The organism is uncultured Planococcus sp. (assembly GCF_947501725.1).
Classification (GTDB): domain Bacteria; phylum Bacillota; class Bacilli; order Bacillales_A; family Planococcaceae; genus Planococcus; species Planococcus donghaensis_C.
On the sequence record NZ_CANMXD010000008.1, the window covers coordinates 64,055 to 88,822 of the forward strand.

At 48.4% G+C, this 24,768-nt stretch carries 23 protein-coding genes, 1 other RNA gene and 2 other annotated features; of the genes, 2 read left to right on the forward strand and 22 right to left on the reverse strand.

The features are described from left to right. Nucleotides 1-5: 5 nt before the first annotated feature. Genes yqeH through Q0785_RS12750 form a run of 3 tightly spaced genes read right to left on the reverse strand, consistent with a single transcriptional unit; the run spans nt 6 to nt 2,439 of the window. Nucleotides 6-1,109 (reverse strand): ribosome biogenesis GTPase YqeH, encoded by a 1,104-nt coding sequence (gene yqeH, locus Q0785_RS12740; protein ID WP_223638073.1) that lies wholly within the window; start codon nt 1,107-1,109, stop codon nt 6-8. After that, nucleotides 1,106-1,627, reverse strand: coding sequence for a YqeG family HAD IIIA-type phosphatase (locus tag Q0785_RS12745; protein WP_223638075.1), 522 nt, complete (start codon nt 1,625-1,627; stop codon nt 1,106-1,108). Before Q0785_RS12745 ends, yqeH begins: the two co-directional genes overlap by 4 nt. A gap of 38 nt (nt 1,628-1,665) precedes the next feature. Further along, entirely contained in the window at nt 1,666-2,439 is a 774-nt protein-coding gene (locus tag Q0785_RS12750) for a phosphatidylserine decarboxylase (protein ID WP_298830322.1), read from the reverse strand. A 95-nt stretch (nt 2,440-2,534) separates the two neighbouring features. Here Q0785_RS12750 and pssA point away from each other — a divergent pair, with 95 nt between their 5' ends. Beyond that, entirely contained in the window at nt 2,535-3,074 is a 540-nt protein-coding gene (gene pssA, locus Q0785_RS12755; RefSeq protein WP_223638090.1) for a CDP-diacylglycerol--serine O-phosphatidyltransferase, read from the forward strand. Nucleotides 3,075-3,139: 65 nt separating this feature from the next. On the opposite strand, the gene mtnN is transcribed toward pssA, so the two are convergent. The 15 genes from mtnN to Q0785_RS12830 form a co-directional block, all read right to left on the reverse strand. Then, nucleotides 3,140-3,844 (reverse strand): 5'-methylthioadenosine/S-adenosylhomocysteine nucleosidase, encoded by a 705-nt coding sequence (gene mtnN, locus Q0785_RS12760; RefSeq protein WP_298830325.1) that lies wholly within the window; start codon nt 3,842-3,844, stop codon nt 3,140-3,142. A gap of 78 nt (nt 3,845-3,922) precedes the next feature. Beyond that, entirely contained in the window at nt 3,923-4,663 is a 741-nt protein-coding gene (locus Q0785_RS12765; protein ID WP_298830327.1) for a DUF1510 family protein, read from the reverse strand. A gap of 132 nt (nt 4,664-4,795) precedes the next feature. Then, nucleotides 4,796-5,272 carry a transcription elongation factor GreA gene (gene greA / locus Q0785_RS12770; protein ID WP_215098774.1) on the reverse strand — a complete coding sequence of 159 codons (477 nt, stop codon included), beginning with the start codon at nt 5,270-5,272 and terminating at the stop codon, nt 4,796-4,798. 80 nt (nt 5,273-5,352) lie between these two features. Then, a complete protein-coding gene (gene udk / locus Q0785_RS12775) occupies nt 5,353-5,997 on the reverse strand; it encodes a uridine kinase (protein ID WP_298830550.1) in 645 nt (214 codons plus the stop codon). 15 nt (nt 5,998-6,012) lie between these two features. Next, nucleotides 6,013-6,618 (reverse strand): O-methyltransferase, encoded by a 606-nt coding sequence (locus tag Q0785_RS12780; protein WP_298830331.1) that lies wholly within the window; start codon nt 6,616-6,618, stop codon nt 6,013-6,015. A gap of 91 nt (nt 6,619-6,709) precedes the next feature. After that, nucleotides 6,710-7,834, reverse strand: coding sequence for an endolytic transglycosylase MltG (gene mltG, locus Q0785_RS12785; RefSeq protein ID WP_298830333.1), 1,125 nt, complete (start codon nt 7,832-7,834; stop codon nt 6,710-6,712). A 124-nt stretch (nt 7,835-7,958) separates the two neighbouring features. After that, nucleotides 7,959-8,267, reverse strand: a complete 309-nt coding sequence (locus tag Q0785_RS12790; RefSeq protein ID WP_223638108.1) for a DUF1292 domain-containing protein — start codon at nt 8,265-8,267, stop codon at nt 7,959-7,961. A gap of 13 nt (nt 8,268-8,280) precedes the next feature. Next, nucleotides 8,281-8,697, reverse strand: a complete 417-nt coding sequence (ruvX, locus tag Q0785_RS12795; RefSeq protein ID WP_298830552.1) for a Holliday junction resolvase RuvX — start codon at nt 8,695-8,697, stop codon at nt 8,281-8,283. Between the two features lie 7 nt (nt 8,698-8,704). Beyond that, nucleotides 8,705-8,971, reverse strand: a complete 267-nt coding sequence (locus Q0785_RS12800) for an IreB family regulatory phosphoprotein (RefSeq protein WP_223638110.1) — start codon at nt 8,969-8,971, stop codon at nt 8,705-8,707. 89 nt (nt 8,972-9,060) lie between these two features. Then, nucleotides 9,061-11,685 carry an alanine--tRNA ligase gene (alaS, locus tag Q0785_RS12805; protein ID WP_298830338.1) on the reverse strand — a complete coding sequence of 875 codons (2,625 nt, stop codon included), beginning with the start codon at nt 11,683-11,685 and terminating at the stop codon, nt 9,061-9,063. A gap of 41 nt (nt 11,686-11,726) precedes the next feature. After that, nucleotides 11,727-11,936 (reverse strand) — a binding site (T-box leader). A gap of 304 nt (nt 11,937-12,240) precedes the next feature. Next, nucleotides 12,241-14,658 (reverse strand): ATP-dependent RecD-like DNA helicase, encoded by a 2,418-nt coding sequence (locus tag Q0785_RS12810; RefSeq protein ID WP_298830340.1) that lies wholly within the window; start codon nt 14,656-14,658, stop codon nt 12,241-12,243. A gap of 24 nt (nt 14,659-14,682) precedes the next feature. After that, nucleotides 14,683-15,342, reverse strand: a complete 660-nt coding sequence (locus tag Q0785_RS12815; protein WP_298830342.1) for a tetratricopeptide repeat protein — start codon at nt 15,340-15,342, stop codon at nt 14,683-14,685. Nucleotides 15,343-15,356: 14 nt separating this feature from the next. Then, nucleotides 15,357-16,475 carry a tRNA 2-thiouridine(34) synthase MnmA gene (gene mnmA, locus Q0785_RS12820; protein ID WP_298830344.1) on the reverse strand — a complete coding sequence of 373 codons (1,119 nt, stop codon included), beginning with the start codon at nt 16,473-16,475 and terminating at the stop codon, nt 15,357-15,359. Between the two features lie 14 nt (nt 16,476-16,489). Beyond that, nucleotides 16,490-17,623 (reverse strand): cysteine desulfurase family protein, encoded by a 1,134-nt coding sequence (locus tag Q0785_RS12825; RefSeq protein WP_298830346.1) that lies wholly within the window; start codon nt 17,621-17,623, stop codon nt 16,490-16,492. A gap of 15 nt (nt 17,624-17,638) precedes the next feature. Further along, nucleotides 17,639-18,055, reverse strand: a complete 417-nt coding sequence (locus Q0785_RS12830) for an Rrf2 family transcriptional regulator (protein ID WP_223638501.1) — start codon at nt 18,053-18,055, stop codon at nt 17,639-17,641. Nucleotides 18,056-18,440: 385 nt separating this feature from the next. Between Q0785_RS12830 and Q0785_RS12835 the strand changes: the two genes are divergently transcribed. After that, nucleotides 18,441-19,730, forward strand: a complete 1,290-nt coding sequence (locus Q0785_RS12835) for a replication-associated recombination protein A (RefSeq protein ID WP_298830350.1) — start codon at nt 18,441-18,443, stop codon at nt 19,728-19,730. Between the two features lie 581 nt (nt 19,731-20,311). Here Q0785_RS12835 and Q0785_RS12840 read toward each other — a convergent pair. The 4 genes from Q0785_RS12840 to hisS all read right to left on the reverse strand — a co-directional run bounded on the left by Q0785_RS12840 (nt 20,312) and on the right by hisS (nt 24,475). Beyond that, nucleotides 20,312-21,076: a tRNA threonylcarbamoyladenosine dehydratase gene (locus tag Q0785_RS12840; RefSeq protein WP_223638130.1), complete on the reverse strand. Its 765-nt coding sequence runs from the start codon at nt 21,074-21,076 to the stop codon at nt 20,312-20,314. A gap of 101 nt (nt 21,077-21,177) precedes the next feature. Further along, nucleotides 21,178-21,360: non-coding RNA, 6S RNA (gene ssrS, locus Q0785_RS12845), on the reverse strand. A 44-nt stretch (nt 21,361-21,404) separates the two neighbouring features. Further along, nucleotides 21,405-23,189 carry an aspartate--tRNA ligase gene (gene aspS / locus Q0785_RS12850; RefSeq protein ID WP_298830353.1) on the reverse strand — a complete coding sequence of 595 codons (1,785 nt, stop codon included), beginning with the start codon at nt 23,187-23,189 and terminating at the stop codon, nt 21,405-21,407. 2 nt (nt 23,190-23,191) lie between these two features. After that, entirely contained in the window at nt 23,192-24,475 is a 1,284-nt protein-coding gene (hisS, locus tag Q0785_RS12855; protein WP_298830355.1) for a histidine--tRNA ligase, read from the reverse strand. Nucleotides 24,476-24,527: 52 nt separating this feature from the next. Further along, nucleotides 24,528-24,767 (reverse strand) — a binding site (T-box leader). Between the last annotated feature and the right edge of the window lies 1 nt (nt 24,768).

The following is a 24,768-nucleotide window of genomic DNA, read 5'->3' on the forward strand; positions in this document are numbered from 1 at the left end:
ACCTCCTAGATCAACGATGGGCGCAATAGAACTTCTACACCTTTAGGTGCATGGGCGGCAATGACAGCATTGCCGTGTTGAATGGTGATCCAGCCAAGCCCCGAAAAGACGATATCGGTCTTCGCTTCCTTGACGCTGAACTCATGGCGCACCAATTCCGGAAAATCATCTTTGTATTCGGCTGAAGGCGGTGCCAGCATATCACCTAAATGCTGTTCATATAAAGCATCTGCGTTTTCCAGTTTGGTCCGGTGAATCGGCAGGTCATTTGCGATATGGACAGTGAAAGATGAGCGTTCGCCTTGGATAAAGTCGAAACGGGCCAATCCGCCAACGAATAGCGTCTGTTCCGCATTCAATTGGAAGACGCGCGGCTTAATCTCTTTTTTAGGCATGATCTGCTTAAGATCTGCCGTTTGGAGATGGTGCGCCAATTGATGATGGTTGATGATGCCTGGCGTATCGAACAGTGAACGTTTGTCATCCAATGGGATTTCAATCATATCCAACGTGGTTCCCGGGAAGTGGGAAGTTGTAATGACATCAGCTTGTCCTGTCGCCTGTTTGATGACGCGATTGATGAACGTCGATTTCCCGACATTCGTACAGCCCACCACATAGACATCTTTGCCTTTGCGGTATTTTTCGATGGCTTCCATCGCTTCCGGAACTCCAGTCCCTCTATGGGCACTGACAGTCAAAACATCGATCGGCTGCAAGCCCAGCTTGCGGGCCTCCTGTTTCATCCAATGGATCAGTTTATGCTGTTTGACTGATTTCGGCAGCAAGTCCGCTTTATTGGCAATCAACAAGATATCGTTATTTCCGACAAAGCGGTGAAGGCCCGGAAGCCAGCTGCCATTAAAGTCGAAAATGTCGACAATCTTCACAATCAGGCCATCACGTTCCCCTAAGCCATTTAAAATACGCAGAAAATCATCATCCGTCAAAGAAACCGGTTGAAGTTCATTGTAATTCTTCAGGCGGAAACAACGCTGGCAAATAATTTCTTCTTTTTCCAATGAAGACGGTGGAGCATATCCTACCTCTTCTTTGTTTTCTGTTTGAATCTGTACACCGCATCCGATGCAAGTTGGCATTTCACTCAATTTTCTTCCTCCCACATCAATTGTCCTTTATCTTTCAATCTCTTCATGATTCTGCGTTCGACTCTCCGGTTGAAACGCGTAAAAAAGCCATCGGACTGAGCCACTGGCAATACCAGGATCGTATGCATCTTATTCAAGTTGCCGCCGAAGATATCCGTCAGCATCTGATCTCCGATCACCACCACCTGGTCGCGCTTCGCTTCCATGATCCGGAGCGCTTTGCGGAAGGCGCGGCCCATCGGTTTGCGTGCCTGGTAAATAAACGGAATCCCTAAAGGATCCGCAAATGACTTGACGCGCAATTCCTTGTTGTTGGAAACGATGACTACCTGAATGCCGGCGTCCTTCATGGATTTCAGCCACTCGATCAATTTCGGCGTCGCATCCGGTCGATCCCATTCCACAAGCGTATTGTCCAAATCCGTAATGATGCCTTTAATATTCTTTTCAATCAATGTTTCCGGCTTGATGTCAAATACGTCTTTTACGTATTGGCTTGGTACAAAATTCTGATACACTGCAACCCACTCCTGTTTTCCGAACTTAATGCTATTGATTATACCATATTTCCGAGCGCTTCTCCCACCTTGATCCGTTGTCCATCCGACATATCTTCGACAAATTTGATGGAATTCTCCTCAAAGAACAGCACAACTGTGGATCCGAAACTGAAATAGCCCACTTCACTGCCTTTTTGCCATTCACTGCCGGTTTCGGTCAACTTGATGGAATTGACGAACATGGCGCCGACTTTGACAACCAGCATCCTGCCGAACGCCGTTTCCAGCTCGGTGATCATGCGGTAGTTGCCGCTGATCGGCGCTTTGCCGTATTGCAATCCAGCTGCATTTACTGGGTATGATTTTTTTCCGAGCACGTATTGCTTCGCCACTTTGCCGTCTGCCGGACTGTGGATCCGGTGATAGTCGGCAGGCGATAAATACAGCACTGCATATTTTCCGTTCTGATAGCGGTCAGCCAAGGCGTTTTCCCCGAGTAGATCAGCCAAAGAATACTGCTGGCCTTTCACCAGGAACACGATGCCTTCCTTCATGTCTCCGGCAATTTCAATTTTCCCATCAACCGGCGATACCACTGGAGCACTGGCGATCGGACGGCTCGACGCCGTCAGTTTACGGACAAAGAAATCATGGAGCGTCGGAAAGGAATCCAAAGGCTCTTCGACATCCTCCACTAAGATTTGATAGGTTTTGATATAGCCAGGAATAAATCTTCGGCTGTTTTTGGATTGAGAGAATTGACGGATCAAATTAGAAGTAAAAGCTCCGTTTGTAAGTTCAATGGAGCGCTGGTATAGATATTTTTTCATAGAGATACCTCCGTTGCTAAAATAGTCTACCATTTTTTTACCTTTCACAGTATAATAGAGTGAACAAGTTTACAAAAAAGAAGGAGTGTTTTCCATTGTTAATTACAGAAAGAATGGATCACACCATAAAAAAGCTGAGGTCACAGACCGCTAACACCATCACAATCGGCAATATGCTGTTTGGCGGTGCCTCACTTATGGCCACTTTAAATGGATCTTATAGCTATAGCGTGCTATTTATATTTATTGCGGCTTTTTTGGACCGCTTTGACGGTATGGTGGCAAGAAAGTTCAATCAGGAATCCGAACTCGGTAAGCAGCTCGATTCGATGAGCGACATATTATCCTTTGGTGTTGCCCCTGCAATTTTAATGTACCAGCTTGTCTTGTCGGACTTCGGTTTTATCGGAATGGTTTTTACAGTCATCTATATTTCATGTGGTGGTTTTCGTTTGGCGCGTTTCAATATTTCGGATGCCACCGGTTATTTCACCGGTTTGCCGATTACAGCGGCCGGTACGGTCATTACATTATCCTATTTTGGGCTGACGATGGTTTCGCCAGTCGCCTATATGTTCCTGTTCATCCTTTGTTCCTTATTGATGGTCAGTACCTTCTCTTTAAGAAAAGTGTAAAAAAGCTGAGTGACGTTGAGAAAACGTCCTCAGCTTTTTATTTTGGGCATTTCCATAGATCAAGGCTAGATGCGTGCTGCCAATCGACTGATTACATTGAAGACGATTTCCGTCGAATGCTTGGCTGCCATGGGCAGAAATTCATCAAATGATACTGAAGATTCTTTTCCTGCGATATCAGACAGCGCCCGGATGACTACGAATGCCACGTCGAACTGATAGCAGACCTGTGCAACCGCAGCCGCTTCCATTTCAGCTGCTTTCATCGTCGGAAAATATTCACGGACTTTTGCCACACGTTCGGGATCATTCATGAAGGAATCGCCTGTCGCAATCAAACCGACTGCGTAATCATGCTGTCCCATTTCCTTGACTGCTTTGATTGCCAGTTCAATCAATTCTTCGTTGGAAGTGAATGCTGCCGGCATTTGAGGCACCTGCCCCATTTCATAGCCGAAGACGGTAACATCCACATCGTGGTGACGGACTTCGTCAGAGATGACTACCGCGCCAACTTCGAGTTCTTCATCAAAGCCGCCTGCCGAACCGATATTGATGACAATATCCGGCTGGTACTGCTGCAGAAGGATTGTCGTTGACATGGCGGCATTGACCTTGCCGATGCCGCTTTTCAGCAAGACGATTTCCTGTCCTTCGTATGTACCCAAAGTAAATTCACATTTTGCGATTTCTTCCGTCCGGGAATCTTCCAGACCGCTTCTCAATAATTGAACTTCTTCTTCCATCGCACCAATTACACCGATTTTCATTTTGCTATTCCCCATTCCAGCGTCAATTTATCTTCCTAGTTTCAATACCCAATTATACCAAAGAAAAAGACGCCTTTATCAATAGGCGCCTTCCAATGTTTTCAGCACGTCCATTTTCACCGGTTTCCAGCCTTCGCCGTCTACCCATTCCATATGGACACGATATTTTTCAGATTCGTCTTTGGACTGAACAGTCGCAATCGACTTCTGAGGACCGCCGCCGTTTTTAATCATCATGACATACATATTATTGGCATCAAGGCCAGTCGCATAAGCTACCGCATTGACCTTTTCCTTCCAATCCACTGAATCCTTCTGGTAGACAGAGACATGATCACCTTTTTGCTTAGTGCCAACCGGCTCCCAGCTTGTATTGATGACTGTTTCTTCCACTATCGGGTCACTGGAATCTTCCCGTGTGATGGTTCCGCCTTTTGTGACAGATCCTTCTTCTTCTTTGGCTTTTTCTTCTTTGGCTTTTTCTTCTTCAGCTTTTTTAGCTTCTGCTTCTTCTTTGGCTTTTTCTTCTTCAGCCTTTTTTGCTGCTTCTTTTTCTTCTTCAGAGGCTTCAGCATCTTCATCGGTGCCTGCGCTTCCCTCTTCGCCGTCTCCAGCGCCACTCGTTTGGTCTTCGGTTTCAGGTGAAATCGTTACCGCTTCAGAATCTTGAGCCTGATCGTCCCCTCCACTAAACAGCATGGAAACCCCGATTATAAGAATCAATGCAAATACCAAGCCAATCATTATATTCAAAATGGAATTTGACCGGTTTTTCTTTTTCTTCAAACGAGAGGGATAAGGTTTTTCTTCGTTAGTCATTGGATGTCCCCCTTTCTCAATAGTTTACCATAAATCCAGTATGACAAATTTGACGTTTCAGCGATAATTTCGTTTCAGTAAAAGTCAAAATAATGAGAAACGGCCATCCCTTTTACAGAACGGCCGTCTCCATTACGTGATTGAAAGAATCTTGATTTCCATTTCTCCGCCCGGTGTCAGTACTTTGACATTTTCACCGATTGTGCGGCCGATCATGCTTTTCGCAATTGGAGAATCGTTTGAAATACGGCCTTCCAAAGGATCTGCTTCAGCTGATCCGACGATCGTGTAGGATTCTTTATCGCCGTCTGGAACTTCTATAAATGTAACGGTCGTCCCTAAGCGGACGATGTCTTTGTTCGATTCATTTTCATTTATGATAACCGCATTGCGGATCATCGATTCGAGTGTTGAGATACGGCCCTCTACAAATGCCTGATCTTCTTTCGCAGAATCATACTCGGCATTCTCGGATAAATCACCGAAATCACGCGCGATCTTAATTCGTTCAACCACTTCTTTGCGTTTAATCGTTTTTAGAAAGTCCAGTTCATCTTCCAACTTCTGCTTCCCTGCAGCTGTCATTGGAAATTGTTTTTCGTTAGCCATTGTTTCCACTCCTTCAACTGCTGACCTGGATGCACGTGTGCAACCGTCAGTCTGGTCTCATCATATTATAGATTGACAATCTATTCAAGAATAGTTTTGATTTTTGTGACCATTAAATCAATCGCCACTTCGTTTTGTCCGCCTTCTGGAATAATCACGTCTGCATAACGTTTGGTCGGTTCGATAAATTGGTTATGCATCGGACGTACGACGGTCAAGTATTGTTCGATGACCGAGTCGATGGTCCGGCCACGTTCGTTGATGTCCCGCAGCAAACGGCGGATGATGCGCAAGTCGCCGTCTGTGTCGACGAATAATTTGATGTCCATCAATTCACGCAACCGGACATCTTCCAGCACCAGAATCCCTTCCAGGATGATGACGTCTTTCGGTTCGATTACGACCGTTTCTTCAGCACGTGTATGTAACGCATAATTATATACCGGTTTTTCGATTGGCCGGCGCTCCAGCAATTCGTTGATATGCTCGATCAGCAGATCTGTATCAAATGCCAATGGATGGTCATAATTCGTTTCCAGGCGTTCTTCAAAGGCCAAATGGCTTTGATCTTTGTAATAATAGTCCTGCTCGATCACCACCACCGAGTTTTCTTTAAATACTTCATAGATGGAGTTCGTGACACTCGTTTTCCCCGAGCCCGAACCCCCTGCGATCCCAATAACGACCGGCCGTTTCTTCGACATGTTGTTTAGCTCCTTGCAAATCTCTTTTTAGTGTATTCATCTTTTTCTGCAGATCATAATGCCGTCTCCTGAAGACAATAATTCCGTGTCGTAACCGGAGTGGCTGAGCATATGTTCTTTAAAGGCCGCCAGATTGCGGATCATCGTCCGCTTTCTTCTCGGCACTTCAGATAAAGGGATATCTGAAAGTCCATGCATGGCCATGTTATCGCAATATATGATTCCGCCTTTCGGCAATAAAGCTTCATACTTGTCGAAAAAGCGCTCATATTGCCCTTTTGCTGCATCGATGAAAATAGCATCATATTGCGGTTTCAGACTTGCCAGTTCGAGCTCTAATGCATCTGCATGGAATATTCGAATCTGGTTCCCTAAACCTGATTGTGCAATAAACTCGACTGCTTTCCGATAACGCGAATCGTCACGTTCAACGGTGTCCACTGTGCATGCGGGCAAGGCCTCTGCCATTTTTATCGCCGAAAAGCCGATAGCTGAACCGATTTCCAAAATCCGTTCGGGCTGCTGCTGTTTCAGCAGATCCAGCAGGACACGGATCCCCTGATCTTCCATGATCGGCACATGATGCGTAGCTGCATATGTTCGCATCTCTCCAAGCGTCGTAGCTAATTGATTGTTCACCATACTGGAAAGCTCCTTTTCGACTAAGCAAAAATTACTTCAAATATTACCATAAAAAGAGAAGGAAAGCGAGGACGCTTCCTTCTCGAAGGTTTTAATTTCCGATATATTCATCGCGGTTCGCCAAATGCTCTTCATAAGTTTTGGCAAAATGATTCGTACCTTCCGAATCAGCCAGGAAATAGAAGAAGTCGGTATCAGCAGGATCGAGCACTGCTTCGATTGAAGATCCTCCGGCATTCGCAATCGGACCCGGCGGCAACCCTTTGTTCTGATAGGTGCTGTACGGATGTTCAAATTCGTAATCCGTATTGAACAAGCGGTCTTTATGCTCACCCATTGCGTAGATGACAGTCGGATCCGTCTGGAGCGGCATATCGTCATCCAAACGATTATAGAAGACACTGGCAATGGTTTGGCGATCAGACTGTGCTGTCGCTTCTTCTTCCAACAGGGAAGCGAAGGTCAACAGCCAATGCGGCGATCTGTCGTTTTCTTCCAAAACGGCCTGATATTGCAGGACATTAGCCTGTGTTGTATCAAGCATCTGTTCAATGAGCAATGTCAATGAAGGGTCTTCTTCGTAAATCGGATAAGTGGCCGGGAAAAGGTAGCCTTCAAGTGCATAGCGGATATTTTCGCCCAATATCTCATCTGTCAATAACTCCGGATACTTGATCATCAGCTCTTCAATATAAGCCGGATCTTCGATTTTCGCCAAGAATTCCTCAGCCGTATGCGAAGTTTTCTCCGCGATGACGTTTTCGGCAATCTCTTCCACCGTCAAGCCTTCCGGTACATTGATCGTAAACAGCGGCTCATGATATACTTTACCGCTTTTCAGGCTTTCCGTAATTTCATCCAATGTCATGGACGGCAGCAAATCATAAGTTCCAGCTTGGAACTCGGATTCATTATTGAATTTCACATAGTATTTGTAGATGCGTGCGTCTTCAATGACTCCGTTTTCTTCAAGCAAAGCTGCAATGCTGTCCAGACTTGAACCGATCGGGACTTCAACGGTCACCACTTCCTCTGAATCTGGATCTACCGGCGCCAGTGCGCTGCTGATGTAATTATAGGCTTGAAAGCCTGCGATCCCGATGATGACCAATAGGATCAGCGCGACTATTAATACGATGCGTCGGACGACTCTCACTTCCTTCTTTTTTTCTTTCATGCGTTCAAACATGATGTCTTTTTTTGACTGTTTCTCCACGGGTTCCCCCCCCAGCTTTTCTCTTCTGCAAAAGTTGGACCTTAGCTGTTCAACTTCTTTAAGTATACAAGAAAAACGCACAAAAGAAAAAGACGGAATCAGCAATCAATTCCGTCCTCCATTTTTAAAGCTCTTCGTTTTCTTCTTCTTCGTCAAGGAAGGTATTCAACATTTCTTCGATCATGTCCCATTCAGCATCAGTTTCAACTGGGCGAAGTTCTCCGCCGCCTACAGTTTCGTCCGAGTCAGGGTTTTCAGTGAAGGAAGATGCATGAATTTCGATTTCGCCTTCTTCATCTTCTTCAGCGCCTACCGGGAAATACAAAACGTATGATTTTCCGAAGTCTGCTGATTCAAATGTAAACAATACTTCAAATAATTGTTCGTTGCCGTTTTCATCAACGACTGTAATGTGCTCTTGTCCGTGTTCCATTTGTGTCACCTCATTATTTTTTAAAATCAAGATAGCCTTGCAAAATCATGACTGCCGCCATCTTGTCGATCACTTTTTTGCGGTTTTTGCGGCTGACATCTGCGGAGATCAACATCTTCTCTGCTGCCGACGTCGTAAGCCGTTCATCCCATAGGACCACCGGTATACTATACGCTTCTTTCAGCAAAGCTGCAAATCTTTCGGATGCTTCAGCACGCGGCCCGATTGAATTATTCATGTTTTTCGGGTAGCCCACAACCGCTTCGGTCACTTCATATTGCTGGATCAGTTCGCCGAGGCGGTCCATTCCAAATTCTTCGATCGCTTCATTTATTTTGACGGTTTCGATCCCTTGGGCTGTCCAGCCCATCGGATCGCTGATTGCGACTCCGATCGTTTTCGAACCAACATCAAGTCCCATTATACGCATCATTTCATTATTCCCCGTTATTCTTCTTAATATAGAACTTTACAAGCTCTTCCAGAATTTCATCCCGTTCCAGTTTGCGAATCATATTTCGCGCATCCTGATGGCGAGGAATATAAGCCGGATCACCTGATAACAAATATCCGACAATCTGATTGATCGGGTTATAGCCTTTTTCTTCAAGTGCAGAATGGACCTGAAGCATCACTTGCTTCACTTCCTGCTCCATCGACTCATCAGAAGAATCGAATTTCATAGTTCGATCAAATGAACTCACGACAAGCACCTCGCTTTCGGATTTTGAATAGGAATAATTGCTCCTGCTGTCTGATTATCATTATAACCGATAGCGTACATTTATTAAACCTATTTCACTAAGCTGTAAACGGATTCGAGTGCCGCTTCCAGTTTTCCGGCATCTTTCGCACCCGCCATCGCCATATCCGGACGGCCGCCGCCTTTTCCTCCGCATTGCTCTGCCACGTGTTTGACGATTTGTCCAGCATGATAATCGCCGCCAGCCAAATCTTTCGTAACACCTGCAGCCAGCATGACTTTGTCTCCATCTGTTGCACCTAAAACGATGACTGCTTTGTCAATTTTCGTTTTCAAATCATCCAGCATCTGGCGCAATTGGTTGTTGTCTTTGGCCTCTACTTTGACTGACAACACAGTGATATCGCCGACTTTTTGCGCGCGATCCAAGATGCCGGCAGATTGTGCATTTGATACCTTCGCAAGCAGGGATTCGTTTTCACGCTGCAGTGATTTGATTTCGGCTTGGACAGACTGTACTTTTTGGACCATGTCTTTTGGATTGGCCTTCAGAAGTCCTGCCGCCTGCTCCAAAATCTGTTCGCTGTCTTTCAGGCTTTCGTATGCCCCTTTACCGGTTACCGCTTCAATTCTGCGGATGCCAGCTCCAATGCCGCCTTCTGAAACGATTTTGAACAACCCGATTTCAGACGTATTGACCACATGGACACCGCCGCAAAGCTCCAGTGAATAGCCGCCGATTTCAACGACACGGACAACATCACCGTACTTCTCTCCGAACAAAGCCATAGCACCCATTTCTTTCGCTTCCTGCAGGTTATGGTAGCCGGTTTGAACCGCAATGCCTTCCCAAACCTTTTCATTGACGATTTGCTCAATTGTCTCCAATTCTTCTTTCGTCACCTGGCCGAAATGCGAGAAATCGAAACGCAGACGGTCCGGTCCTACATAAGAACCTGCCTGGTTGACGTGTGTGCCTAGAACATCTTTTAGCGCCTGGTGCAATAGGTGTGTCGCCGTGTGGTTTTTCACCGTATGGCGGCGCTCGGATGCATCTACTTGCGCATGCACAGCCGATTTCGTCAATTCACCGGTTTCTACGCGCACGGAATGCAGGTTCTGGCCATTCGGCGCTTTTTTGACATCGAGCACAGCTACGCTTGCAAAGTCGTTGCGCAATGTCCCGTGATCCGCAATCTGTCCACCGCTTTCAGCGTAGAATGGCGTCTCATCCAGGATGACCTGAACTTCTTCACCTTCGTGCGCGCTGTCTGCCAGTTCACCGTCTTTGATGATGAACAGAACATTGGCATCGGATACCGTCTGGTTATAGCCGATAAATTCGCTCGCTTCTTTAATATCGCCCAGCACTTCGGATTGCGTCTGCATCGAATTGACATTCTGGCGTGCATTTCTCGCACGGTCACGTTGAGCCTGCATCGCTGCTTCAAAGCCTTTGTGGTCAATCGTCATGCCTTCTTCTTCTGCGTATTCTTCTGTCAACTCCACCGGGAAGCCGTACGTATCATACAGGCGGAATGCATCTTCGCCCGGGACTTCCGTAAGTCCAGCAGCTTTTTCTTTTTCTACTACTGACGACAAAATTGCCAAACCATCGTGAAGCGTTTCGTGGAAACGTTCTTCTTCGAGTTTCATGACACGGATGATAAAGTCTTGCTTGTCGTTCACTTCCGGGTAGAAGTTTTTCATGATGTCGCCGACAACCGGTACCAATTCAAACAGGAACGGTTTCTCGACGCCCAGTTTCTTCGCATAACGGACAGCCCGGCGCAACAGCCGGCGCAATACGTAACCGCGGCCTTCATTCGATGGAAGCGCGCCGTCACCGATCGCAAATGCCACGGTACGGATATGGTCGGCGATCACTTTGAAAGCCATGTCCATATCAGCATCTTCGCCGTATTTCTTGCCCGATATCTCTTCGGTTTTCCGGATGATCGGGATGAACAGATCCGTATCGAAGTTGGTCGGTACGTCCTGTACAACAGAAGCCATGCGCTCCAAGCCCATGCCTGTATCGATATTCTGCTTAGGAAGCGGTGTATAGGTATGGTCCGGGTTGTGGTTGAACTGTGAAAAGACCAGGTTCCAGATTTCCAGGTAACGGTCGTTTTCGCCGCCCGGGTACAATTCAGGGTCATTCATGTCATTGCCGTAGCTTTCGCCGCGGTCATAGAAGATTTCAGAGTTTGGTCCACTCGGGCCTTCTCCGATATCCCAGAAGTTGCCTTCCAGACGGATGATGCGCTCAGCCGGAATGCCGACTTCGTTCAACCAGATGCCATAAGCCTCTTCGTCTTCCGGATGGATCGTCACCGATAATTTATCAGCATCGAAACCGATCCATTTTTCGTCCGTCAGGAATTCCCAAGCCCAGTGGATTGCTTCGGTCTTGAAGTATTCACCGATCGAGAAGTTGCCGAGCATTTCAAAGAACGTATGGTGGCGCGCCGTTTTGCCGACATTTTCAATATCATTCGTACGGATCGATTTTTGTGCATTGACGATCCGCGGGTTTTCAGGAATGACACGACCATCAAAATATTTCTTCAAGGTCGCCACGCCGCTGTTGATCCACAGCAGGGAAGGATCTTCAAAAGGCACAAGCGGTGCGCTCGGCTCCTGGTCATGGCCTTTCTCTTTAAAGAAGTCGAGATACAATTGTCTGATGTCTTCAGCTTTCAAATTTTTCATCTGTTTTTCCTCCTCAGCATAATAAAAAGCCCCCATCCCAAAAAAGGGACGAAGGCTTTATTTCGCGGTACCACCCTAGTTACACGGACTATGAAGCTCCGTGTCTCTCGAACACCTTAACGCGGTTCAACGGCAGGGATTAGCTGCACTCCGGAGTAGCTTTCTAAAATCAGATCTCGTCGGGGCCTTTCAGCCTTGGGTCCCGTTTCTGTCCGGATGCGATTTTATACTGTCTCCATCAATGTGTTTGTCTATCAGTCTAATTTGAATTATAGAAAAAGCTTTGGGTGATGTCAATAGATGGGTTAAGAAATCGCTACAGGCGCTTCTTAACATTAATCAAGCATCTTTTCATTGAAATGGCTGCTTTCCGCTCCGGTGCTCGCTTTCCACGGGTTCGCGCCCAAGCTCCTCAGTCGCTATGCTCCCTGCGGGGTCTCGGTCGTCTCACTATTCCGCAGGAGTCGAGCACCTGCACTCCAAGCAACCGTTATAGGGAAAAGCAAAGCTGTTTTGTGGAATATCAAAGCCGATCTACCTTTTCAACTCTTCACATCAAGCTTCCATAAATTTCTGTGGCGTGATGCCTTCCATGCCGATCATCGGGTGGATGGCGTGGACGTTTTCATTGGTTAGGCTGACAGGTCCGCTTTGTTTGGCTTCAGCTTTTTGCTGTGTTTGCTGTTCGGTTTTCGGTTCTTCCGCTGCGACTGCCAAGCGATTCTTTAGAGTCGTCATCCGCTGTGCATCGTCTGTGCGTTCTACGCCGTAGCGGAAAACGCTCGGATCGCCGCACAGGATGAGGAAATCTTTGCTTCGGGTGATGCCGGTGTAGAGCAAATTTCGCCGCAGCATCTTCATATAGCCGCGGACTACAGGCATGATGACCGTCGGGAACTCGGAACCCTGTGATTTATGGATCGAGCAGCAATAGGCCAGCGTCAATTGATTCAAGTCGCTGCGTTCATAGGTCACTTCAATCCCGTCGAACGACGCCACCAGCATGTCCTGCTTTTCGACAGTCTCTTTCGCTTTGAGGATTGCCACGACTTCACCCATATCGCCGTTGAAGACATTGCTTTCCGGCTGATTGACAAGCTGCAGAATCTTGTCGCCGATGCGGTAGGTGATGTCGCCGAATACCAGTTCTTTGCGTTTGCCGTCCGGATTCGGGTTGACCATCTCCTGGATCATGCGGTTTAAGGCATCGATTCCTGCTGGTCCTTTGTACATCGGTGCCAGCACCTGGATATCCTTGATCGAGTGGCCTTTTGACAAAGCGCTCTTGACGACTTTTTCAACGACAGATGGAATCTGGTCGATGCCCGCTTTGATGAATGAACGGTCTGCCGTTTTCGCGGTGATGTCATCCGGCAATTGGCCTTTTTTCATTTGGTGGGCAAGTTCGATGATTGATGAACCTGAAGACTGCCGGTAGATTTCGGTCAACTCCACAGTGGGAATCCGTTTTGATTCGAGCAGATCCCGCAGCACCTGTCCCGGCCCGACCGGCGGCAATTGGTCCTGGTCTCCGACGAAAATCAATTGGGCATCTTCAGGCACCGCTTTTAGGAGCTGGTGCGCAAGCCACGTATCGACCATCGACATTTCATCGATGATGATCAATTTGCCTTCGATTTCCTTTTCGGTTTCTTCGTCTTTTTCCTGCCCGTTAAAGCCGAGCAGACGGTGGATGGTCATGGCCGGCAAATCAGTCGATTCACTTAATCGTTTGGCTGCTCGTCCTGTCGGGGCAGCGAGGATGATCGGAAACGGCTCTTTTTTCTTGGCGTACTCTTTTGGGTCCAGCGACAAGCCGTGCAGCTCTGCATAGATTTCAACCAGTCCGCGGACGACTGTGGTTTTGCCGGTACCGGGACCGCCTGTCAAGATCATGACGGACGAGTTGATGCTGTTTTCAATCGCATCGACCTGCGTTTCCGCATAGCTGACACCCAGCCGCTCTTCCGCTTCTCCGAGTGCCTTGCGCACTTCAGAACTCGGAAACTTCGTACGTGTCTCCTGTTCTGCAAGCAGCGTTTCCAATTTTGTCGCAATGCCGACTTCCGAATAATACAGCGATGGCAAATAAAGCCGCGTTTCTTCTCCAGCGACCTTGCCTTCTTCATTCAGTTCGATCGCCGCTTTGGAAATTGCATCGATCGGAATCTCTTCCTGCTGGCGTGATTCCAGCATCTCTTTGACCATGGGGATCAAAGCCTTGGCATCCACATAGACGTGGCCTTCAGACAGCGAGGCCTGGTTGAGGATATGCAGGATCGATGCTTTGATGCGGTCCGGGTGGCTGCCTGTGATGCCGAGCTTCATCCCCAGTTCATCAGCGCGCTGGAAACCGATTCCTTCGATTTCCTCAATCAGCTGAAACGGGTTTTTCGTCAGGATGTCGATGGTTTCCTCGCGGTAGGCCTGGTAGATACGCATGCCGACCTGTGGACCAAAGCCCCAGTCGTTGAGCTGGATCATGACGCGCTCAAGGCCGAGATTCATCTGCAGCGTTGCGCGGATCGTATCCTTTTTTTCATCGGACAGACGCGGGACTTTGTCCAGTGCATCCGGGTCTTCCAAAATCTTTTTGATGGCATCCTTGCCGAGCTTTTTGACGATCGTTTCCGCTGTTTTCCGGCCGATGCCGTTGAACATATCGCTTGACAAATAATGGATGATCCCTTGTTCGGTTTCCGGAACTTCCTTGGTGAAGGTTTCCACCTGGAACTGAACGCCGTAGCGCGGATGGTTTTTCACCACGCCGGTAAAACGGTATTGCTCTTCAAGCGACAGCATCGGGAAATAGCCCGACACGATGATTTCCTTTTCGGTATACGGGGTGTTGGTTTCCTGGATCTTCACTTTCGCAATGGAGAATAAATTTTGGGGATTGTGAAATATCGAGACGACAGGACGCCCTAATACAAATTGTTTTTCTTCTTGAAATAAATCGATTTGTCCGGTCATTTCTGTCGTCTCCCTTTCACGTGGCTATTCCAGTGTCGTTGCTATCATATCGTAGGCGTAGCGCGCCATTTCGTTTCGTTCATCAAGCGTATAGGCTTGTTTCAGGTGGTGCATGGCATCTTCTTTGCGGTTTGTGGAAACCGCATAAAGAACACCCAAATTGTAATGGGCGTCCGAATGGTTCGGATCCTGTTCGAGCACCTGCAGAAATTGCGGCTCTGCCAGTTCGAACAATTCCAATGATGCCAAAGTGATGCCGAAGCTCAAGCGGGACTGGACATCGGTTTCATCCAGCTCCACTGCGCGCTGCAGATAAGGCAGCGCCAATTTTGGCTGATCCAGTTTTTCGAAGCATTTGCCGATCATGAAATGCGCATCCGCGCCTTCCAGTTCGTATTGGAGAGCTTTTTCGTATAATTTTAAAGCTTCCTCATAGCGTTCCGAGTTGAAATAAAGATTGGCGAGGCCGTAATAAGCCGTCGCCGATGTTTCATCCAGTACGATCGCTTTTTGAAAAAACCGCTCTGCGCGGTCGATTTCGTCCATGGAAGTCAGCACATGGCCAAAATTGATATAGCCAAGCGGATTGTCCGGCTGCTCTTCGATCGCTTGTGTAAAGGCTTTGATCGCTTCTTCCGTATTGCCTTCCTGTAATGCCTGTATGCCGATTTCGTTGTAATTCATCGCTGTCTCTCCCATTAGCCTACATATTCCAAACGTGCGCCATTTTTAAAGACGCGGTCGATGGTTCCGCCGCCGAGGCATTCTTCACCGTCATAGAAAACGACTGCCTGGCCTGGCGTAATGGCACGGACCGGTTCTGCAAATGTCACAATGGCTTCTCCGTCTTTGAATTCCACGCTCACGCCGACGTCCTGTTGGCGGTAGCGGAATTTCGCTGTGCACTCCAACGTTCCGGTTGGTGCTGTATTTGACGTGAAGCTTAAGTTTACCGCAGTCAGGCTATCCGAGAAAAGAGCATCGTGATGGATATTTTGCCCGACGTATAAAACATTCTTTTTCAGGTCTTTGCCGATGACGAACCAAGGGTCACCGGCGCCGCCGATGCCAAGTCCCTGGCGTTGGCCGATCGTGTAGTACATCAAGCCGTCATGGCTGCCCATTTTAACGCCTTCCAATGTCTCCATTGTGCCAGGCTGTGCCGGCAAATATTGCCCGAGGAATTCCTTGAAATTGCGTTCGCCGATAAAGCAGATGCCGGTCGAATCTTTTTTAGTCGCTGTGGCAAGGCCAGCTTCCAATGCGATTTCACGGACTTTTTTCTTTTCCATATGGCCGATCGGGAACATCACCTTAGATAATTGGCCTTGATCCAACTGGTTCAGGAAATAGGTCTGATCCTTATTATTGTCTTTGCCGCGCAGCATCTTCGTTTCGCCGTTTTCTGCGTGCTCGACTTGTGCGTAATGGCCGGTCGCCAAATAATCCGCGCCCAGGCTTAACGCGTGCTCAAGGAAAGCTTTGAATTTGATTTCCTTATTGCACATGACATCCGGGTTCGGAGTGCGTCCCGCTTTGTATTCTTCCAGGAAATAGGTGAAGACTTTATCCCAATACTGTTTTTCGAAATTGACGGCATAATACGGAATGCCGATCTGATTGCAGACCCGGATCACGTCTTCGTAATCCTCAGTTGCCGTACAGAAACCGTTCTCGTCCGTATCATCCCAGTTTTTCATGAAGATGCCGATGACATCATAACCTTGTTCTTTCAATAAATAAGCGGCAACCGAAGAGTCCACCCCTCCGGACATGCCGACAACAACGCGTGTATCTTGTGGTGCTTTTGCAGTCATTTTTTCTCACCTTTTCATTTTAACGCCAAACGCTGGCTGATTTGAGCTGTCTTTTCGGCAGCTTGTTCAATATCCCGAGGCGTCAAACCGATACCGAAACTGAAGCGGATGGAATTGCGGCTCTCTGCCGCCTGTTCCCCGTACATCGCAACCAGCACATGGGAAGGATCGATCGATCCCGCCGTGCAGGCTGACCCGCTGGAGGCAGAAATTCCCGCTAAATCCAGATTGACCAGAAACGACTCGATTTCAATGCCCGGAATGCTGAGATTTAAAATATGCGGCATTTGGTTGCTGCCGTTTTCTTTATAGTCGATGCCTTGCTGATCCAAAGCAGATCTGAAGATGGTTTTATATTGCTCGTAAGCCGCTGTTTTTTCTTCCATTGTCGCCAAAGAAACCTCTACAGCTTTGGCAAATGCCGTAATCGCCGGCACGTTTTCCGTGCCCGCGCGGCGTTTGCGTTCCTGCTCTCCGCCGTAGAGGAGCGGCGTCAATGCCGTTCCTTTGCGCTGGTACAGGAAACCGACGCCTTTCGGGCCATTGAGCTTATGTGCGGACACAGACAATAAATCGACATTCAGGCTATCGACATCGATCGGCAACACCCCGTATGCCTGGACAGCATCCGTGTGGAAAGTGACCTCCGTCCCTTTCAGCAATTCGCCGATTTCAGCGATGGGCTGCAGGGTGCCGACTTCATTGTTGCCCAGCATGACCGATACTAGAATTGTATCGTCACGCAGCGCATTTTTCACGTCTTCTGCTCGCACACGCCCATTTTCACCAACCGGCAAATACGTCACGTCATAACCTTCCCGCTCCAGCTTCTCGCAGGCATGCAAAACGGCATGGTGTTCAATTGCTGTCGTGATGATATGTTTGCCGCTCTTTTTAGCGGCCGTTCCGAAGATCGCGAAATTATCCGCTTCCGTTCCGCCGCTGGTGAAAATGATTTCATTGTCCTCAGCGTGGATGCTTTCAGCCAGTAATTTACGCGCATCGTCCAGTGCCTTACGTGCAGCTCTTCCGGTCCCATGGATACTTGACGGGTTGCCGTAGACCGTTCCGAGTGCTTCTGAAAAAGTCGTGACAACTTCCGGATGCATCGGCGAAGTCGCCGCATGGTCTAAATAAATTCGATTCATGATCTGTTAACTCCCTTATATATAATACATATAATTTTCAGTTTCACCGTTATTGGCATTCGCCAAATCTTCGATTGTGGTTGTGTCGAGAACATTCTTCACAGCATCACGGATGCGCACCCACAACTCGCGCTGAGGCTGTTTTTCATCTTCGATGCCTTCAACCGGCTGGATCGGCCCTTCCAAAACGCGGATGACGTCTCCAGCGGAAATCTCTTTCGGATGGCGCGTCAGCATATAGCCGCCGTATGCCCCGCGGACACTTTTAACAAGCCCGGAGTTGCGGAGCGGTCCCACAAGCTGCTCCAGGTACGCTTCGGACAACTCATTTTCCGCTGCAATCTTCCGCAGCGGCACCGGGCCTTCCCCGTATAGTTTTCCTAATTCGATCATTATGGTCAGACCGTAACGGCCTTTGGTTGATATTTTCATCATTACACCTCTAAGTTTGATAAATTGAACGAATATTTCTTGGCTGTTGGATATTCCGCAAACCAGCTCCGCTTTCCTACGGGCTTGCGCCGAACTAACTCGGGCTTTTGCCCGAGTGGATTTCGGCACGTCGCTATCCCGCGGGAGTCTCCGCTGGTTTGCTCCATATCTTTAAATTGAAAATTAATACAAAATAATTTCTTACAAAATTGTATGATCAGAATAACGATTCAGTTTCATTCACATACGTCTTCTATAAATCACCTATATAAATACCAATATTCTTCAAAACAGTATAGCATAATTTGAGCCGAATGGACTTGCAATGACTTTTGAAACTTCAAACGCTATACTGATAGAACGAATGTACGGAAGGAGTTTTCTTATGCATAACGAACCTTTAGCTTTCCGTATGCGGCCACGGACGATCGATGAAGTCGTCGGACAAAAAGATGTCATCGGTCCGCATACGGCTCTATATAAAATGATCAGCAACGGCCACGTGCCGTCCATGCTGCTCTACGGCGAGCCGGGAATCGGCAAGACGTCCATCGCCCACGCCATCGCCGGCACGTCCAATTTGCCGTTCATCGCGTTGAACGCCACCACTTCCGGCAAGAAAGATGTCGAAGAAGTCGTGACGGAATCACGCATGACCGGAAAAGTCCTGTTGTTCCTCGACGAAATCCACCGCTTCAATAAACTCCAGCAGGATGCTTTGCTGCCGCATGTCGAAAGCGGTTCGATCGTCCTCATCGGCGCGACGACGGAAAATCCGTTCCATGATGTCAATCCGGCGATCCGCTCGCGCTGCGGTGAAATCAAACAATTGAAGCGCCTTTCACATGAAGATATCGTCCAGCTGTTGAAGTCAGCTTTGACCGATCCAAAACGCGGTCTCGGCAGCGAGCAGATCGATATTTCCGAAAAACAGGTCGAACGCATCGCGGAAGGCACCAACGGCGACGCCCGTAAAGCGTTGACGATGCTCGAGTCGATAGTCATCGCCTCTGACGAACGCGACGGCAAATTTATCGTCGAAGATCAGATGGTTGAACAGATGATCAAGCGCGTCGGTGTCTTCGGTGACAAAAAAGGGTCCCATTTCTTCAATCTGCTGTCGGCACTGCAAAAATCGGTGCGCGGCAGCGATGTCAACGCCGCTATGTATTATTTGGCGCACTTGCTGGAAAATGGCGACTTGACCGCAGTGACGCGCCGCTTGCTGGTGATGGCCTATGAGGACATCGGACTGGCCAACCCGGCTGTCGGCGGCCATGTACTGGCGGCCTGCCAGGCAGCGGACCGCCTCGGCTTGCCGGAAGCACGCATTCCGCTTGCTCAGGCTGTCGCAGAAATGTGCCTGTCCGAAAAATCCAATTCGGCTTATAAAGCCATCGACGCAGCCATCGCTTCCATCAACAAAGGCGACGTCGGCGATATCCCGATGCATTTGCGGGATACTCATTATGCCGGCAGCGCCGACCTTGGCCACGGGGGCTACCGCTACCCGCATGACACGCCGATCGGATCATTCGGCGGCTGGGCTGATCAGGATTATCTGCCGAAAGAAGTGAAATCGACCGAGTTCTACAAACCGGTTGTCGCCGGCGAAGAGAAGAAATTCGCCGGAATCTACGAAAAGCTGAAGAGCTTCCGGAAAAATAAAAAATAAATATGTTCTAAGCAACGCCATTTCCTTAAACGGAGGTGGCTTTTTTCATACCTATATAAGGTGAACTACTTCTTTACAATGGCCTCTGCCTACATTGGATTTTCGCAAACCAGTTTCAATCTTAGTGCCGCAGGAGGCGGCTCATGCAGTTGAGCCAATATGACACTCCCCAATTGCCCGAATGAAATTCTTACGATGTCACTGCACTATTTTGAAAATCTTCAATGCTTTACTCCATAACCTATAATCCTTTAATCAGCAAAATCAGGAAGAAAGAGTGGGAGATGGCGAAGGGCAAAGATATGCTCCTGCATCGCTGCGCTAGCTTCGTCGCAAAGACGTTAGTCTCGCAAGCTTCGACAAATGTCTTTCCAGCGGGATAGCGAGACAGCCGAGACCCCGCAAGGAGCGAAGCGACTGAGGAGGCTTGGCGCTCGCCCGCAGGAAAGCGTCCGCCTGGAGCGAATTCTTCAGACCTGCTCCTTTTTGACAATTTCCAAAAACCATTTCTTTAGTACAACTTAATTTATCCGTCTTAAAACCCACAGAAAAGCCGGCTCATGAAAAGAGCCGGCTTTCGTTTAATTCATACGGACGCGTGTAATCGGAATGGACTTGGTGATGTCATTGACCACCCAGCTGGCAGCGATCAAGCCGACTGAAGAAGGCACGAAGGCATTCGAAGACGGCGGCATCTGTGCTTTGCGGATGGTTGCATCGGGCTTGCCGACATTTCCGACCACGTCTTCACGGACGATGATCGGGCTTTCGTCTGAAAAGACGACAGGGATGCCTTTGTAGATTCCGGCCTGGCGCAATTTCTTGCGGATGATTTTCGCCAGTGGATCGGTATGTGTTTTGGAGATATCCGCAATCTTAAAGCGGGTGGGATCGGTTTTGTTGGCCGCTCCCATGCTCGCGATGATCTTCGTCCCGCGCTTATAGCACTCCTCCATCAAATGGACTTTGTAGATCATGGTGTCGGAAGCATCGATGACATAATCCGGATTATAGCTGAAGAATTCTTCGTACGTTTCTTCCGTATAGAACATATGCAGGGAAATCACCTTGCATTCAGTATTGATGTCAGCGATGCGGTCTTTCATGACGCCTGCTTTGGACTGCCCCACTGTCGACAGATTGGCGACCAGCTGGCGGTTGATATTGGTGATGTCGACATTGTCTTTATCCACCAAAATGATGGTGCCGACTCCGCTTCTGGCACAAGCTTCCGCCGCAAATGATCCCACGCCTCCGATGCCCAGGATGGCAACCGTTGCATTCTTCAATAAATCGATTCCTTCTTTACCTACTGCTAATTCATTTCTCGAGAATTGGTGTAACATTAAGCCACTGCCTTTCAATATTGATACGCATAATAGGGATTATACACATTAAAAATCCCTCCGACAAATAATTGTCGAAGGGATAAAAATGATTTTTTATTAGGAATCCCAATCGTGCCGTCTTTGTTGGTGCGCATCGTTTGAACCCGCTGAAAGCAGGTGGGTGACCTCTTCACCACTTATAACTTCCCGTTAAGGCATGTTAGCCATGGTGAAATTCGATCTCCCGACGACATAATGTTGGGTCAAAATCGAATTGCTTAAAACGAACACATCAGGATTCTCTATACCCGTATGTTAGCATACCTTTTTTATTTAGACAAGCTTTTTACTCTGATACTTTTTTATTATTCTGAATGTTCAGCGATAGGCTTAATTCTTCAAGCTGCGCACCGGAAACCGGGCTCGGCGCATCTGTCAGCAGATCGCTGGCACTTGCCGTTTTCGGGAATGCGATGGTGTCGCGCAGATTCGTGCGCCCTGCCAGCAGCATCACCAGACGGTCCAAACCGAAAGCGATTCCGCCGTGCGGAGGCGTTCCGTATTCGAATGCTTCCATCAGGAAACCGAATTGCTCGTTGGCTTCTTCTTTGCTGAAGCCCAGCACTTCAAACATCTGCTCCTGGATTTCGCGGCGGTAGATGCGGGAAGATCCCCCACCCAGCTCATAGCCGTTCAAGACAAGGTCATAAGCTTGTGCACGGACGTTCTGCGGTTCTGTCGCCAATTTGTCCAGGTCTTCTTCAAACGGCATAGTGAAAGGATGATGGGCAGCGTAGTAGCGTCCGTCCTTGTCATCATACTCAAGCAGCGGCCAGTCGGTGATCCACAGGAATTTATAGATCGAGTTGTCGATCAAGCCAAGCTCTTTGCCGAACTTCAACCGAAGTGCGCCAAGTGCATCTGCTACTACTGTACGCTTATCTGCCACGAACAACAGTAAATCTCCAGCTTCCGCTTCTGCACGATCGGTCAAAGCAGTTGCCGCTTCGCCTTCAAAGAATTTGGCGATCGGTCCTTTGACGCCTTCTTCTTCGACTTTCAGCCATGCAAGTCCTTTTGCGCCGTAAACGGCAGCGAAAGCACCAAGTGCGTCAATGTCCTTGCGTGAATAATTGGCAGCCTGGCCTTTGACGTTGATCAGTTTGACTTGTCCGCCGTTTTCGATGGCGCCGGTGAAGACTTTGAATGCTGAATCTTTCACAAGGTCTGATACGTCGACCAATTCCAGGCCGAAGCGCACATCCGGTTTATCCGAACCGAAACGGTCCATCGCTTCTGTATAGCTCATGCGCTGGAACGTCGGCTCGATGTCGATTTTCTTCACGTCCTTCATCATTTGGACCATCAAACGTTCATTCATCCCGATAATGTCTTCCATTGTTTGGAAGCTCATTTCCATATCGATTTGCGTGAATTCCGGCTGGCGGTCTGCACGGAGGTCTTCATCACGGAAGCAGCGGGCAATCTGGTAATATTTATCGAAGCCGGACACCATCAGCATCTGCTTAAAGAGCTGCGGAGACTGCGGCAAGGCGTAGAATTCACCGTCATGGACACGGCTTGGCACCAAATAATCACGTGCGCCTTCAGGAGTTGATTTTGTCAAAATCGGTGTTTCCACTTCAATGAAGCCTTCTTCATCCAAAAAGCGGCGGATGGATTTAGTGACGTCTGAACGCATTTTGAATGTTTCGTACATCGCCGGACGGCGCAGGTCCAGGTAACGGTATTTCAGCCGCAGGTCTTCATTGACATCGGTATTGTCTTCGATCGCGAATGGCGGATTTTTTGCTGCATTGATGATGGATGCATGATCCACCTGCACTTCGATTTTTCCGGTTTTCATAGCCGCATTTACTTGTCCTTCAGTCCGTTCTACAACCAGACCATCGATATGAACCACGAATTCATTGCGCAGCGACTCGCCGATCGCGGCGGCTTCTGTTGAAATTTCCGGATTGAAGACCACTTGGACAATTCCTGAACGGTCACGGACATCGACAAAGATCAAGCCGCCAAGGTCCCGGCGTTTTTGTACCCAGCCTTTTAATGTAACACGCTGCCCAATGGCAGTTTCGTTGACTTCCCCACAATAATGCGTTCTAGACATAATTATTCCTCCAGTGATTTCTTTTTCAATATGGTTTGGGCGATTTCTTCGAATGCCATTTCCTGCTGCTCACCCGTCGCCATTTCCTTCAATGCCACTTTTCCGCTTGCCAATTCCGTTTCGCCGATGACGATGACGAAGCCGGCGCCTTTGCGGTCAGCGGATTTCATCTGCGCTTTTACTTTACGGCCGTTGAAATCCATATCCGCTGAAATGCCGTTCAAACGCAGATCGCGTACGACCGAAAATGCTTTTTTCTTGCTCGACTCGTCCATCGCCACCACGTAAACTTCCAGGTTGTTCGATTGGCCGATTTCCACTTTTTCCATTTCAAGCGCCAACAATAAGCGCTCGATGCTCATCGCAAAACCGATCCCCGGAGATTCCGGTCCGCCAAGATCTTCGACAAGGCCGTTATAGCGTCCCCCGCCCGCCAAAGTCGTAATGGCGCCAAAACCTTCTGCATCGCTCATGATTTCAAAGGCGGTGTGGTTATAGTAATCCAGGCCGCGCACCAAGTTGGGATCGACTACGAAGTCGATGTCCATGCTCGAAAGGTACGCTTGCACTTCATCAAAATAAACCTGTGATTCTTCGTTCAAATAATCAGCAAGTGACGGTGCAGTAGCCATCAATGGGTGGTTACGGTCCACTTTGCAATCGAGGATGCGCAACGGATTTTTCTTGAGCCGTGTCTGGCAGTCGCTGCAGAATTCATCGATGCTCGGCTCGAAATGTTTGATCAACGCTTCTTTATGCGCCACACGGCTTTCCGTGTCGCCCAGTGAGTTGATGACCAGTCGCAATTGCTTGAGGCCGACAGAACGGTAAAGGTCCATAGCAAGTGAAATCACTTCCGCGTCGATCGCCGGATCCTTGGAGCCGATCGCTTCGACACCGAACTGCACAAACTGGCGCATGCGGCCTGCCTGCGGACGTTCATAGCGGAACATCGGGCCGGTATAGAATAATTTCACCGGCTGATCCGGAATACCGAATAATTTATTTTCCACATAAGATCGGACAACGGACGCTGTGCCTTCCGGACGCAGCGTCAGCGAACGGTCGCCGCGGTCCTGGAATGTATACATTTCCTTTTGGACAATATCCGTCGTGTCACCGACACTGCGCTGGAATAATTCCGTGTGCTCGAAAATAGGCGTGCGGATTTCCTTGTATTGGTAGAGCCTGCACAAATCATTGATTTTTTGTTCTACTTCCTGCCATTTGGCGGATTGGTCGGGCAGCACATCATACGTGCCGCGTGGTGCTTGAATATTAGCCATGTTTTCACTCCTCTGTTTTTCCATACAAAAAAGCTCCCGCCCCTTGCTTTACGCAAGGGACGAGAGCCTGTATTAGCTTCCGCGGTTCCACCCTAGTTGATGCAAAACGATGCATCCTCTCATTCCGGGTAACGGCCGGTTCCGTTTTTCCCTAATAAGCGGCATGCGCTTTTCAGAAAAAAGCCTCGAAAGTGTTTTTCATCACAGTTGTCTGCAGGAAAGTTTACAGCCCAAGACTTTCCTTCTCTTTTCAGCCAAATCATGCAATTACTTTCTTCGTCGTCAGCAAATAT

What these genes read in the sequence shown, in the direction of transcription:
- Q0785_RS12750 (WP_298830322.1), bottom strand. Translation starts at nt 2,439, where the DNA reads ATGAAAAAATATCTATACCAGCGCTCCATTGAACTTACAAACGGAGCT.
- mtnN (WP_298830325.1), bottom strand. Translation starts at nt 3,844, where the DNA reads ATGAAAATCGGTGTAATTGGTGCGATGGAAGAAGAAGTTCAATTATTG.
- Q0785_RS12765 (WP_298830327.1), bottom strand. Translation starts at nt 4,663, where the DNA reads ATGACTAACGAAGAAAAACCTTATCCCTCTCGTTTGAAGAAAAAGAAA.
- greA (WP_215098774.1), bottom strand. Translation starts at nt 5,272, where the DNA reads ATGGCTAACGAAAAACAATTTCCAATGACAGCTGCAGGGAAGCAGAAG.
- Q0785_RS12780 (WP_298830331.1), bottom strand. Translation starts at nt 6,618, where the DNA reads ATGGTGAACAATCAATTAGCTACGACGCTTGGAGAGATGCGAACATAT.
- Q0785_RS12790 (WP_223638108.1), bottom strand. Translation starts at nt 8,267, where the DNA reads ATGGAACACGGACAAGAGCACATTACAGTCGTTGATGAAAACGGCAAC.
- ruvX (WP_298830552.1), bottom strand. Translation starts at nt 8,697, where the DNA reads ATGCGTATAATGGGACTTGATGTTGGTTCGAAAACGATCGGAGTCGCA.
- alaS (WP_298830338.1), bottom strand. Translation starts at nt 11,685, where the DNA reads ATGAAAAATTTGAAAGCTGAAGACATCAGACAATTGTATCTCGACTTC.
- Q0785_RS12810 (WP_298830340.1), bottom strand. Translation starts at nt 14,658, where the DNA reads ATGACCGGACAAATCGATTTATTTCAAGAAGAAAAACAATTTGTATTA.
- Q0785_RS12815 (WP_298830342.1), bottom strand. Translation starts at nt 15,342, where the DNA reads ATGAATTACAACGAAATCGGCATACAGGCATTACAGGAAGGCAATACG.
- mnmA (WP_298830344.1), bottom strand. Translation starts at nt 16,475, where the DNA reads ATGACTGCAAAAGCACCACAAGATACACGCGTTGTTGTCGGCATGTCC.
- Q0785_RS12825 (WP_298830346.1), bottom strand. Translation starts at nt 17,623, where the DNA reads ATGAATCGAATTTATTTAGACCATGCGGCGACTTCGCCGATGCATCCG.
- Q0785_RS12830 (WP_223638501.1), bottom strand. Translation starts at nt 18,055, where the DNA reads ATGAAAATATCAACCAAAGGCCGTTACGGTCTGACCATAATGATCGAA.
- Q0785_RS12835 (WP_298830350.1), top strand. Translation starts at nt 18,441, where the DNA reads ATGCATAACGAACCTTTAGCTTTCCGTATGCGGCCACGGACGATCGAT.
- Q0785_RS12840 (WP_223638130.1), bottom strand. Translation starts at nt 21,076, where the DNA reads ATGTTACACCAATTCTCGAGAAATGAATTAGCAGTAGGTAAAGAAGGA.
- aspS (WP_298830353.1), bottom strand. Translation starts at nt 23,189, where the DNA reads ATGTCTAGAACGCATTATTGTGGGGAAGTCAACGAAACTGCCATTGGG.
- hisS (WP_298830355.1), bottom strand. Translation starts at nt 24,475, where the DNA reads ATGGCTAATATTCAAGCACCACGCGGCACGTATGATGTGCTGCCCGAC.